Raw genomic sequence first — 11,983 nt, 5'->3', positions numbered from 1 at the left:
TCAGCGGCTCTCCCTTCTTGTTTTTGCCCGATATTCCAGAATATTTCGAAGGAATAATATAATAACTGCCAGAATAACCAAAAGCGAGGATACTGCAAATGCTGCAGTAACGGACTGCTCTGTACCCGACATATATAATGCATCGATTTCCAGTGGAAGTGTAAAGGTCTCTCCTCTTGTCTTTGACAGAGCATTGACCGCACCGAACTCTCCCAACGCTCTCGAGGTACAAAGGATGACTCCATAGAGCAATGCCCATTTCATCTGTGGAAATGTAATCTTAAAAAAGATTTTCAGTCCGCCGGCTCCCATCAGGGCTGCTGCTTCCTCTTCGTCCTTGCCCTGGGCATTTAAAACCGGAATCACTTCCCTTGATACATAAGGGAATGTTACAAATACCGTTGCTAAAATAACGCCCGGAATTGCAAAAGCGATTCTGATATTCGTTCCAAAGAACTGGTTGATTGCCCGGATAAATGGATATGTCCAGCCCAGTCTTCCAAATGTCATCAAAAATGCCAGTCCCACGATAACCGGTGAAATGGAAAACGGAATATCAATCAAGGTTGCCAGAACCTGTTTTCCTCGGAAGGAAAACTTGGTTAGAAGCCAGGAAACACATAATCCAAAGAATGTGTTAATCACCACCGCTGCCACTGTCGCAATCAGAGTTACCTTTAAAGCACTCTTTACATAATCTGTCCGGATGGACTGTATGTAAAAGGCAAATCCTTCTTTTAAGGAACTTGCAATGATGCAGAGCAGTGGAAGAACCAGCATCAGGAACAGGAACAGTACACTGACTGTAATCAGAATATGACGCGTACGTTTTTTTCTTTTTTCCAGTTTTTCAAGCTCATTCATACTTTTCTCCTTCTATAACTGATTCGTGCGTTGCGCCTGCTTCATCTGAATGATATTTACTGCAAATAAAATAAGGAATGATATGATTAACATAACCAGTGCAATTGCTGTTGCAGAGGCATAATCGATATAATTTAATTTCTGCATAATAACATAGGAAATTACCTGTGTATGCTCCTTGGCACTGTTGCCGGATATATAGATAACGCTTCCATACTCTCCTACTCCTCTGGCAAATGCCAGACCAAATCCAGTTAAAATTGCCGGTTTCATCTCTGATAAGATTACCTTGAAAAATGTTTTCGACGGTGTCGCTCCAAGGATATAAGCTGCTTCTTCATACTGTCCATCCAATTTTTCCAATACAGGCTGAACGGAACGCACAACAAATGGAATTCCCACAAATACCAGTGCAATGACCAGTCCCACATGGGTATAGGCTGCTTTTATTCCAAGGACTGCTAACGGCTTTCCGATGACTCCGGTGTCAGAATACATCTTTGATAAGGTAATACCTGCAACTGCAGTAGGCAGTGCAAATGGAAGTTCAATAAATCCATCTAAAATCCGTTTTCCCGGAAAATCATACCGGGTCAGCGTCCAGGCTAATATCACACCAAATACCACATTGATACATGCTGCTAAGAAAGAACATCCGATGCTGGTGGCAAATGCATATAATACATTTGACTTGGTCAGAAGTCCGAAAAATTCTGACGGAGATAACTTTAAGGAATATACCATTACGGATGCCAGTGGAATCAGTACAATCAGTGAAAGCATTGTAACTGTAATTCCAAGCGTTAAATGAAATCCCGGTATGACTCTGATTTTTTTATTTTTACGGAATCGTCTTTTCATACTTGCCTCTTCTTCTAGTAGTTATATATCTCATCGAACCAGGCATCATCATCAAAATAATCTTTGTATGCCTGATCCCAGCCACCAAAATCATCAATGCTCCAAAGTGTCATCGTCAGATCAAAGGTATCTTCATATTCCTTTAAAATTTCCTGATTGGATGGACGGTAACCATTCTCTGCGGCGAGCCGCTGCGCATCATCTTCATATAAATAAGATAAATATGCTTCTGCCACATCTCTTGCTCCATTGAAATCTACATTATCATCTACCACTGCCACACTGGGCTGTGCTAAGATACTGACCGTTGGAGAAATCAGTTCATATTCTCCCGGATAATTCTTAAGTACTGTCATGGCTTCATTTTCCCATGCAATCAGAACATCGCCTTTTCTATTTTCCACAAAGGTGGTTGTGGAACCTCTTGCTCCGGAATCCATCACGGAAACGTTGGCATAAAGTTCTTTTAAAAATTTCTTTTGTTCTGCTTCACTGTAACCCTTTTCCTTTGCATAGCTTAATGCTGCCAGAAAGTTCCAGCATGCACCGCCGCTGCTCTTCGGGTCCGGCGTGATTACTTCAACACCCGGTTGAATCAAATCATCCCAGTCTTTGATATTTCTCTCATTTCCCTTTCGTACCAGAAAGACAATGGTTGAAGTATATGGTGCGGATTCATCCGGGAACTGATCCATCCAGCCCTCATTAATCAATCCGGTATCCTCTATCAACGAAATGTCATGTGCCAGTGCCAGTGTCACCACATCCGCATTACAACCTTCCACTACGGAACGTGCCTGCATGCCGGAGCCTCCATGAGACTGGATGACTTCCACTTTTTTTCCGGTTTCTGCTTCATAATGCTGTACGAACATTTTATTATATGCTTCATAAAACTCTCTGGTAGGGTCATAGGAAACATTGGTTATGGTAATGACATCACTCTTTTGTCTGCCACATCCACTGAACAGCAACATCATGACTGCAAGTAAAAGTGCAGTCATGCGGTAACGATATGTAATTTTCTTTCCCTGCTGTTTTCTGCTCTTCTGCATGTCACCCAACATTTCCTTTCTATCTCTTTTCATTGATTTTATAATTCGAATAAAGAGGTGGATAAATACCGCTCTCCGCTGTCCGGCATTAAGATAACAATATTTTTATCTTTATTCTCCGGTCTGCCTGCCAGTTCTTCTGCTGCATGTAAGACTGCACCGGACGAGATTCCAATCAGGAGTCCATCCGTCTTTGCCACTTCTCTTGTGGTATCAAATGCCACATCATTATCTACCGGAATAATCTCATCAACCAGTGACAAATCCATAACCTTTGGAATAAATCCTGCGCCAATTCCCTGTATCTTATGTGGTCCCGGTTCTTTTCCGGAAAGAACGGCGGAAGTTGCAGGTTCTACTGCCGCAATCTTAATGTCTGCTTTCTTTGCCTTTAAGCCTCTTGCTGTTCCGGTCAGTGTTCCACCGGTTCCTACAGAAGCTACAAAGATGTCTATCCTGCCATCCGTATCCCGCCAGATTTCCTCTGCGGTAGTAAGCTCATGGATTTTTGGATTGACCGGATTTTCAAACTGTTGCGGAATAAATGCATTTCCATATTCTTCTTTTAACTGGGCTGCCTTCTCAATTGCGCCCCACATGCCAAGCCGTCCCTGGGTCAGTACCACTTCTGCTCCCAGTGCTGTTACAATCTTTCTTCGCTCAACACTCATGGTATCCGGCATGGTTAAAATCAGATGCAGCTTCTTTGCCGCACATACAAATGCCAGCCCGATTCCGGTATTGCCACTGGTCGGCTCTATAATAACGGTCTTGTCATTAATCAGCCCATCTTTTATTCCCTGTTCTATCATTGCTTCTGCCACACGGTCTTTTACGCTGCCCAATGGATTAAAATACTCAAGCTTTGCTAAAAGGTGTGCCGGAAGATGCTTTGCTTCTTCGTAATTTTTCAGTTCCAGTATTGGTGTATTACCAACTAATTCTGTCAGAGATTGTGCTATTTTCGCCATTTCCTTTTTTCTCCTTTCCTGTAACTATTTACCATAATACCCTATAATTCATATATGGTCAATAGGAAATGTAAGAAATTTTTTTTCAGGACCTCGTTTTTCCGAAAAGTCCTGAATTTTTTTCTTTTTCTTACTCCGGTAAACGGACGGTATCTCCTACCACAATCACTGCCGGCATTGGAATCTGTTTCTCCTGCACTTCTTTTTCGATGGTAAGAAGTGTTCCATAGGCTGCCCGGCTGCTTCCATCAGAAGTTCCATAAATTACTGCTACCGGTGTCTCTGCCTCTGCACCGCCGTTTTGTAATTCTCTTACAATCTCCGCAAGTCTTGTGTATCCCATCAGAAAGACACAGGTTCCATCCATGGCAGCCATTTTGTGAATCTCATCTTTTAATGATTCCTCATCTCCGGCAAAATGCCCGGTCATTACATGAAAGCTCCGGCTGACCTTCCGCTCCGTCACCGGAATTCCGGCAAGCTCCGGCACTGCAATGCAGGAGGAAATGCCGGGAATTACTTCTGTTTCAATGCCTTCCTCCGTCAGTGCGTCTACTTCTTCATTTCCTCTGCCAAAGACAAATGGGTCACCGCCTTTTAACCTTACAACATGCACACCTTCTTTTGCCTTCTCTATCAGCAGCATATTAATCTCTTCCTGCTTCATGCTGTGTCTGCCACTGCGTTTTCCTACACAGATTTTTTCACAGTTTTCAATGGTAAAATCAAGAAGCCTTGTATCAATTAACGCATCATAAATCAGCACCTGTGCTTTTCTGATTTCCTGCATGCCGCGCAGTGTTATGTATTCATAGGACAGACAACCGGCTCCCACCAGAACCACCTTTCCTGGGGATACTTTCCTGACCGGACAAGCTTCTTTTCCGGATTGTGCCTCCTTACCCGAAAGTGCTTCTTTATCTGCAAATGCTTCTTTTAGGGTTTTGCTTTGATAATTTTCCAGTAAAATTTCACATTCAGTTTCTGTCAGGGGACGTCCTTTTTCCATACACACATCCGCTAAATCCATCAGAAAAGCAGCTCTCTTTTTGTCATCTTCGATTGCCATTTTTGCAAAAGGACGAATCTTTTCAAGATAATCCAGGATTTCTTCCATCCGCTCCGGGATGTCTGCGCTTAACCGGGCACGGAACGTGGTTGCTACTCTTGGACTTGCTCCTTCGGTAGAAATGCCGATACTGAGTTTTCCTTCCCGAATCAGCGACGGGAACAGGAATCCACATTTTTCCTTATCATCTACAACATTTACCAGAATATTCCTCTCTTCACAAAGCTTTGCTATCCTTGCATTCAATGCTTCATCCGAGGTTGCCGCAATAACAAAATCCATTTTTTCCAGATCTGTAGTTTCAAAATCCCGCTCGGATAAAATAAGTTCCGACGTATCTTCGTTCTTTTTTCTTTTCTCTTTTATTTCTTCGGAAAGTTTCCAGATTTCATCATCAATCTTTGGTGCAACAACCAGAAGTTCCGGTTCATAAGGCAGCAGCTTTCTTACCTTGCGTTCTGCTACAATACCGCCACCGACAATCAGTCCTCTTTTTCCTTTTAGTTCCACAAAAAATGGAAAATATCCCATCCCGCTTCTCCTTTATTGCCTATACTCTGTCACTTAAGTTTCTGCGTCTTAGTTTTCCTGATATAAAATGTCTGCCAGTTCTTTATACGCTTCTCCCCAGCGGGCATTTGGTTTCAGGTTGTAAAGCCGTTTATCCAGTACATAATAGTGATTCTCTTTCACTGCAGTAAGACTGCTCCATACCGGACTGTTAATTAATGTTTCCTGCACATTTTCCAGTGCCGCATCTGTATCGGTTCCCTGTGTAGTCACGAAAATATAATCCGGATCTGCGGTTACGATTGCTTCAAGGCTCAGATTATCCAATAATCCGCTGTCGCTGTCTGCAATATTCACACATCCCAAATCCTTTAACAGCTCACCACCTACGCTGCCTTCACTTCCTTTGGCTTTTACACCACTTGCTGCTGCACGTAAAAATAATACGCTTGGATGGGAATCATCTACCCTTGCCTTGATTTCTTCAATCTGTTTCTGAACCTCAAGTCCGTTTTTCTCATATAAATCTTTTCTTCCGGTAATATCTGTGCAAATGTCTAACATCTGAAGATATGCGTCAAAATCAGATACATCAAAATATGCTACTGTAACGCCTGCTTCTGTCAGCATATTTTCCATCTCCACATTAGAAGTAGTATTGGTGCTTGCAATTACAAGATCCGGCTGTGTGGCAAGTAATGCTTCTGTATTTGGCTCCTGAATACTTCCAAGATTTACCACATCATCTCCTAAGTCAAGGTCTAATGACTCCCAGGAATCATTGGCTGTTGCCACCAGTTCACCACCGGATAATAACCAGACATCTGCAAAGCTTCCAATCATGGCTGCCACACGGTCATGGGAAGTTACGGTTACATCTCTTCCCAGTGCATCCGTAAAAGTAACCGGATTCTCTTCACTGGCTCCCTCTGTCACATCATTTCCTGCTTCTGTCACATTTTCTGTACTCTCAATTACCTCTGTCACAGACTGCTGCTCCGTGCTTAAGGTCTCCTTTGTATCCTTATTTCCACATCCTGTCAGTGCTGTAAACATTAATGTTACGCAAAGACCAAGTGCTGTTATTTTTGTTCTTACACTTCTGTTCATTTTTTCTTTTCATCCTTTTCCTATTTATTTACTATGAATTGTATTGTACTATATTTTTTTGATTTGTCAAGCAAAAAGATATAGAAAATACCTTTCTTTGCATTTAATAAAATAGCAGCACAATCTGTCCACCACCAATACAGGTATAAAGCCTGCCGGAGCACTAAGAATTTCTATAGCATCTTTCATCAGTTCCGGCAACCGGCGTATATTCACATCCATGTTCAAATGCGCCTCGCTGGCACTTCCCTGTGCCAGCGTTGCCTGTTGTCGGACGAAATTCCAAGTGCTCCTAGCAGACTTTATAATGTATTGGTGGCGGACAGACTGTGCCACTATTCTACTAAACAAAAAAAGTTATTTACTCCTTCGTTCTCATGCCTGAAGAAGCTTAATAACAAAAAAGAGACCTCCTTCCGTCTTACAGAATTCAGTCTCTTAAGAATCAGTCTCTTGATTCAATCATAATCAATATTCCGTTTTTTAAATCTATCACCGCTTCATCCGCTGCAATTTCATTACTGACACCCAGTGTATTATCGCTGGTAAATGCTGCATCCTGCAGAGGATATTTCATTCCGGTCAATGTTACTCCGGTTACTTCTGTTGTAAGAGGAAGTAAGGATACATACTTTCCGAACTGCTGACTCTTTTGAAGAACCGCGCGCTCTTTCAACAGACGAATCCGGTTATGGGAATCTATGAGAAAACACGGAATATCTTTTGCCAGCGGCTGCATCAGAAGCTGTATATTGCCTAACACATGGTCAAGCCTTGTACCGGTGCCACCTAATATATGGATTTCGCTGCTGTTTCGCTCCATAGCTTTTCCGATGGCAATTTCAGAATCGGTATAATCCTTCTCCGGCTGATACTGGTGCCACTCAATGCCGCTTTGCCGTCGAAATGCTTCCAATATGGTTTTGTCTGCCGAATCATAATCTCCTAATATGACATCCGGTTTTATCTGATTGCGGTAACAGAATTCCATGCCACGGTCTGCTGCTAAGATACAATCCGGTTTTACCCGCTCTATATAACTTAATGCAAATGCATCCTCTATGGTTCCGCCATTGATAATCAATGTTTTCATCTTATTTACCACCATTAATGAGATTTAAGAAACATCTGGTGTTCTCTTCCGCATCTCCGCCAAAAACTGCGCTTCCGGCAACAATAATATTTGCTCCTGCATCCATCAATGTTTCAACATTGGAAAGGTTTACGCCGCCATCTACTTCAATATCAATCTTTAACTGACGCTCCTGCACCATTTTCTTTAACTGACGCACTTTATCGATAGTATAAGGAATCAGCTTCTGTCCGCCAAAGCCCGGATTTACTGTCATGATTAATACCATATCCACTTTTTCTAAAATATGTTCAATGGCAGTTAATGGTGTAGCAGGATTTAATGCTACTCCTGCAATGATGCCACGTTCCTTAATAGCTTCAATGGTCCGGTCTAAATGCTTACAGCTTTCTGCATGCACCGTAATCAAATCGGCTCCACAGTCTACCAGCTCATCAATATAACGGATTGGCTCATCAATCATCAGATGAACATCAAATATTTTATCGGTGCATTTTCGAATGGAGCGGATTACCGGCATTCCAAAAGAAATGCTTGGCACAAAGCTTCCATCCATTACATCGATATGAATGTACTGCGCCCCGGCTTCATCTACCGTCTTAATCTCTTCTCCTAATTTACTAAAATCTGCTGATAAAATAGATGGGGATAAACAATTCATCGTCTGATTCCTTTCTGTATCTGATATTTCTTTCGTATCTTATTTGGCTGTACTTTATTTTCGATATCCTATTTTCTATCTCTTTCGATACTCTAATTATTTAATACTTCTTTCTGTCCTTTAATTCTCCATAAAGCTGGCAGTAATTCTCATAACGCACCGGATGAATCTTTCCTTCTGATAAAGCTTCTTTGACTCCGCAGTCCGGCTCACTGATATGGGAACAGCCCTGAAATCTGCAATACGGTTCAAAGGCTGCAAACTCCGGATAACAATCCTGCAATTCTTCCTTCTCCATTTCCGGAAGATAAAGAGAACTAAATCCCGGTGTATCCATGATATAACCATCGCCCTTAAGCTGAATCAGTTCTGCATGTCTTGTGGTATGCCGGCCGCGCTCTATCTTCTTACTGATTTCACCGGTTTCCATACAGGCTTCCGGTGCTAAAAGATTAATAAGTGAAGATTTTCCCACTCCGGAAGGTCCTGCTACCGTTGTAGTCTTTCCTTCTAATATTTTCTGAAGTTCTTTCAGTCCCAGTTCCTTTTTTGCACTGACAAAGAGTATCTTGCAGCCGCTTGCTTCATAAATAGATGCAATCTCCTGTTTTTGTTCTTCAGTAATCAAATCACACTTATTAAAACAAAGGATTACCGGAACATCCTGCCGTCCCATCATCACCAGAAAGCGGTCTAAAAGATTAAAATTCGGATTGGGACTTGCCGCCGCAAAAATCAAAAGAGCCTGGTCTACATTGGCAACTGCCGGACGAATCAGTGCATTTTTTCTAGGAAGAATTGCTGCGACATTTCCGGTCTTCTTTTCTTCTGAAATAATATCAATCTCTACATCATCTCCCACCAGCGGTTTCATCTTCTGCTGGCGGAATATTCCTTTTGCCTTACATTCATAAATTCCGGATTCCACTACATGAACGTAGTAGAATCCGGAAATTCCTTTGACTATTTTTCCCTGCATGTGCATCCTTATTTTTCAGTAAAGTTTACAGAGGTCGATACCACATTGGTTCCTGTTGTACCATCTTCGTTGGTATATGTCCAGTCAACCTCAAGGGTACCGCTGCTCATATTTTTAATATTATCTACATTCACAGAACCAGGTGTTGTTCCCTCGAAGGTTGTTGTCCAGAGGGTACTTCCATCAGAACCTTTCAGTGTAACGGTTCCGCCGGTATAATTCTTGCCATCCTGCGGTACTGCTAATGTATCACTCTTATAAGAATAGTATGTGGTCTTCTTGCCTAAACTGATGGTCAGGGTAACGGTTGTTCCACGGTCAACAAATTTGCCATTTACCGGATCCTGACTGATAACAAGGCCTTCTGCCACATCATCACTGTAATCGGTCTTGGTTGTAACATTTAAGCCTGCACCGGTTAATTCATTTTTCGCATCAGTTTCTGAGTGTCCTCTGACATCCGGTACCTGTACGCTTTCAATACCACGGCTCAAAATCAGGGTAATGGTATCACCCTTCTTCGCATTGGTTCCGATATCCGGTGTAGTCTTGATAACATAATCCTGCTGTACGGTATCGCTGTAATCATAATCCGTGCTTACCTTAAAGCCCATATCCTCTAATTTTTTCTGTGCTTCCGAAGACTTATAACCGGCTACGTCAGGAATCGGAACATCTCCTGCTCCGCTGCTGATACGGACAGTAACGGTATCGCCAGCCTTTACAGATTCACCCTTCTTCACACTCTGCTCGGCAATCTGTCCTTCCTCATAATCATCAGAGGAAATCTCCTCGCCTTCTTCTAACTTGATATCAAGCTTCTTATCTTTGATTTCATTCTGTGCTTCTTCAAAAGTAAGACCACGCAAATCAATCATTTCGATTTTATCTTCGGTGTCTGTTTCGGTTTCTGTTGCAATCTCTGTCTCGGTATCATTTTTCTTGTTGCCGCCAAATCGGAAAATTCCAAGGATATTACCAACCAGGCAAATGACGATTCCTACGATGATAACTGCAGCGACAATTCCCATAATAGTAACTGCTTTTTCCATCTTCGGATTGAGAATTCCATTCTCCTTCTCCTCATCCTCTGTTAATTCATCCTCATCCGGTTCTTCTTCCTCTCCTGCTTCTTCCTCTTCATCATAGGAAACTTTTCCGGAGCCTTCCCGGATCTGCTCTAATTCATCCTGTCCGATGACTCTTGTCTTATCATTGCTGCCAAGTGGAACCATGGTAACAAAATCTTCATTCGGACTAATCAGACATTTCTTTAAATCAATCAACAGTTCGCCCATATTCTCATAACGGCGGTCCGGGTTCTTCTGTGTACATTTTAAAATAATCTTCTCCAAGCTGATTGGAAGGTCCGGTGTATACGCGGTTGGTGGAACCATTTCTTCCTGTAAATGCTGGATTGCTACTGCAACGGTAGTATCTCCATCAAAAGGAACTCTTCCGGTTACCATTTCATACATGACAATTCCAAGAGAATAAATATCACTCTTGCCATCTACGAAACCGTTTCTTGCCTGCTCCGGAGAAGAATAATGTACGGAACCCATAACATCAGAATTAATGGTGTTGGAAGTTGCTGCACGGGCAATTCCAAAATCGGTTACCTTTACTTTTCCTTCTGTGGAAATAATAATATTCTGCGGCTTGATATCACGGTGCACGATATTCTTATTGTGTGCAGCCTCAATACCTCTGCCTACCTGAATGGCAATGCTGACTGCTTCTTTGTAAGTCAGTTTGCCTTTCTTCTCAATATATGTCTTTAATGTGATTCCATCCACATACTCCATGACAATATAATGCATGCCGTTTTCGCTTCCGACATCATAGATATTTACGATGTTTGGATGCTCTAATCCTGCTGCTGACTGTGCCTCTGTACGGAACTTTGTCACAAAATTAACATCTTCACTGAATTCCTGCTTTAAAACCTTAATTGCCACAAAACGTCCTAAGACATGATCCTTTGCCTTATAAACATCAGACATTCCGCCTGCGCCTATTTTCCCAATAATTTCATAACGTTCTGCGATAAACATTCCCTCTGTTAACATATCTTCACCTCATCCGAAAATGGTTTTATTACAATTACTGTAATGTTATCTTTACCGCCATTTTCATTGGCAGTCTTTACCAGTCTTTCTGCTTGTTCTGCAATATCACGCTGACTGAGCATGATATTTCTGATATCTGCATCCTCTACCATGTTGGTTAATCCATCGGTACACATAAGTATTTCATCTTCCGGATCCAGATTAATCTCAAAGAAATCCACATCCACTTCCGGGACTGCTCCAATTGCCCTTGTAATAATATTCTTATCACGGTGATTCCGGGCCGTTTCTTTGTCCATCTCACCCATCCGCACCATTTCTTCCACTAGCGAATGGTCTTTTGTAATCTGCCTGATTTCCTGATTTACTACATATAGTCTGCTGTCTCCCACATTGGCAACCGTAAGCACGTTGTCATGAATGGTACAAATTACCAGAGTAGTTCCCATTCCCTTCATTTCCTCATGGTGATTCGCTTCCTCTAACAGCATGGTATTTGCCTGCTTTACTGCAGACTCAATAATTGCAGCCGGCTCTGACAATGTCGACTCACGAATCAGCTTCTCCAATGTCTCTACCGTATATCTGGAAGCATAATCTCCCGCTTTATGTCCTCCCATTCCATCTGCAACAATGAAAAGATTTGGCAGATTACCAATCGGCTGCTCAGAGGAAAAGACATAGTCCTGATTGGAGCTGCGCTTTTGTCCGATATCTGTAATTGAAAAAGTCTTCATG

At 42.2% G+C, this 11,983-nt stretch carries 11 protein-coding genes; all 11 read right to left on the bottom strand.

Annotated elements, in window-relative coordinates:
* A complete protein-coding gene (locus DV740_RS01495) occupies positions 1-864 on the bottom strand; it encodes a sulfate ABC transporter permease (RefSeq protein ID WP_118087345.1) in 864 nt (287 codons plus the stop codon).
* A 12-nt stretch (positions 865-876) separates the two neighbouring features.
* A complete protein-coding gene (gene cysT, locus DV740_RS01490) occupies positions 877-1,725 on the bottom strand; it encodes a sulfate ABC transporter permease subunit CysT (protein WP_118087344.1) in 849 nt (282 codons plus the stop codon).
* A 14-nt stretch (positions 1,726-1,739) separates the two neighbouring features.
* A complete protein-coding gene (locus DV740_RS01485; protein WP_242994262.1) occupies positions 1,740-2,729 on the bottom strand; it encodes a sulfate ABC transporter substrate-binding protein in 990 nt (329 codons plus the stop codon).
* A gap of 89 nt (positions 2,730-2,818) precedes the next feature.
* Positions 2,819-3,751 carry a cysteine synthase A gene (gene cysK, locus DV740_RS01480; RefSeq protein WP_118087343.1) on the bottom strand — a complete coding sequence of 311 codons (933 nt, stop codon included), beginning with the start codon at positions 3,749-3,751 and terminating at the stop codon, positions 2,819-2,821.
* A gap of 130 nt (positions 3,752-3,881) precedes the next feature.
* On the bottom strand, positions 3,882-5,351 hold the full coding sequence (gene cobA / locus DV740_RS01475; protein WP_118087342.1) for a uroporphyrinogen-III C-methyltransferase: 1,470 nt from the start codon (positions 5,349-5,351) through the stop codon (positions 3,882-3,884).
* Between the two features lie 48 nt (positions 5,352-5,399).
* Positions 5,400-6,440 carry an ABC transporter substrate-binding protein gene (locus tag DV740_RS01470; protein WP_118087341.1) on the bottom strand — a complete coding sequence of 347 codons (1,041 nt, stop codon included), beginning with the start codon at positions 6,438-6,440 and terminating at the stop codon, positions 5,400-5,402.
* A gap of 445 nt (positions 6,441-6,885) precedes the next feature.
* The gene (locus DV740_RS01460) at positions 6,886-7,533 is read right to left on the bottom strand and encodes a thiamine diphosphokinase (RefSeq protein ID WP_118087943.1); all 648 of its coding nucleotides are present in this window, start codon (positions 7,531-7,533) and stop codon (positions 6,886-6,888) included.
* A gap of 1 nt (position 7,534) precedes the next feature.
* The gene (gene rpe, locus DV740_RS01455; protein ID WP_117698493.1) at positions 7,535-8,194 is read right to left on the bottom strand and encodes a ribulose-phosphate 3-epimerase; all 660 of its coding nucleotides are present in this window, start codon (positions 8,192-8,194) and stop codon (positions 7,535-7,537) included.
* A gap of 100 nt (positions 8,195-8,294) precedes the next feature.
* Positions 8,295-9,173, bottom strand: a complete 879-nt coding sequence (gene rsgA / locus DV740_RS01450; RefSeq protein ID WP_118087339.1) for a ribosome small subunit-dependent GTPase A — start codon at positions 9,171-9,173, stop codon at positions 8,295-8,297.
* A gap of 8 nt (positions 9,174-9,181) precedes the next feature.
* Positions 9,182-11,245, bottom strand: coding sequence for a Stk1 family PASTA domain-containing Ser/Thr kinase (gene pknB, locus DV740_RS01445; RefSeq protein WP_117698491.1), 2,064 nt, complete (start codon positions 11,243-11,245; stop codon positions 9,182-9,184).
* The gene (locus DV740_RS01440; protein WP_118087338.1) at positions 11,239-11,982 is read right to left on the bottom strand and encodes a Stp1/IreP family PP2C-type Ser/Thr phosphatase; all 744 of its coding nucleotides are present in this window, start codon (positions 11,980-11,982) and stop codon (positions 11,239-11,241) included. The genes pknB and DV740_RS01440 overlap by 7 nt, the downstream gene beginning before the upstream one ends.
* Position 11,983 lies beyond the last annotated feature (1 nt).

Origin of the sequence: Roseburia sp. AF02-12, assembly GCF_003461765.1 — a bacterium.
GTDB classification, from domain to species: domain Bacteria; phylum Bacillota; class Clostridia; order Lachnospirales; family Lachnospiraceae; genus Roseburia_C; species Roseburia_C amylophila.
The sequence above is the reverse complement of the archived record's forward strand: the minus strand, read 5'-3'. Positions and strand labels throughout refer to the sequence as shown.

Bases quoted from the DNA above. Each gene is read 5' to 3' on its own strand.
- DV740_RS01495 (WP_118087345.1), bottom strand. From the start codon at position 864: ATGAATGAGCTTGAAAAACTGGAAAAAAGAAAAAAACGTACGCGTCAT.
- cysT (WP_118087344.1), bottom strand. From the start codon at position 1,725: ATGAAAAGACGATTCCGTAAAAATAAAAAAATCAGAGTCATACCGGGA.
- DV740_RS01485 (WP_242994262.1), bottom strand. From the start codon at position 2,729: ATGACTGCACTTTTACTTGCAGTCATGATGTTGCTGTTCAGTGGATGT.
- cysK (WP_118087343.1), bottom strand. From the start codon at position 3,751: ATGGCGAAAATAGCACAATCTCTGACAGAATTAGTTGGTAATACACCA.
- cobA (WP_118087342.1), bottom strand. From the start codon at position 5,351: ATGGGATATTTTCCATTTTTTGTGGAACTAAAAGGAAAAAGAGGACTG.
- DV740_RS01470 (WP_118087341.1), bottom strand. From the start codon at position 6,440: ATGAACAGAAGTGTAAGAACAAAAATAACAGCACTTGGTCTTTGCGTA.
- DV740_RS01460 (WP_118087943.1), bottom strand. From the start codon at position 7,533: ATGAAAACATTGATTATCAATGGCGGAACCATAGAGGATGCATTTGCA.
- rpe (WP_117698493.1), bottom strand. From the start codon at position 8,194: ATGAATTGTTTATCCCCATCTATTTTATCAGCAGATTTTAGTAAATTA.
- rsgA (WP_118087339.1), bottom strand. From the start codon at position 9,173: ATGCAGGGAAAAATAGTCAAAGGAATTTCCGGATTCTACTACGTTCAT.
- pknB (WP_117698491.1), bottom strand. From the start codon at position 11,245: ATGTTAACAGAGGGAATGTTTATCGCAGAACGTTATGAAATTATTGGG.
- DV740_RS01440 (WP_118087338.1), bottom strand. From the start codon at position 11,982: ATGAAGACTTTTTCAATTACAGATATCGGACAAAAGCGCAGCTCCAAT.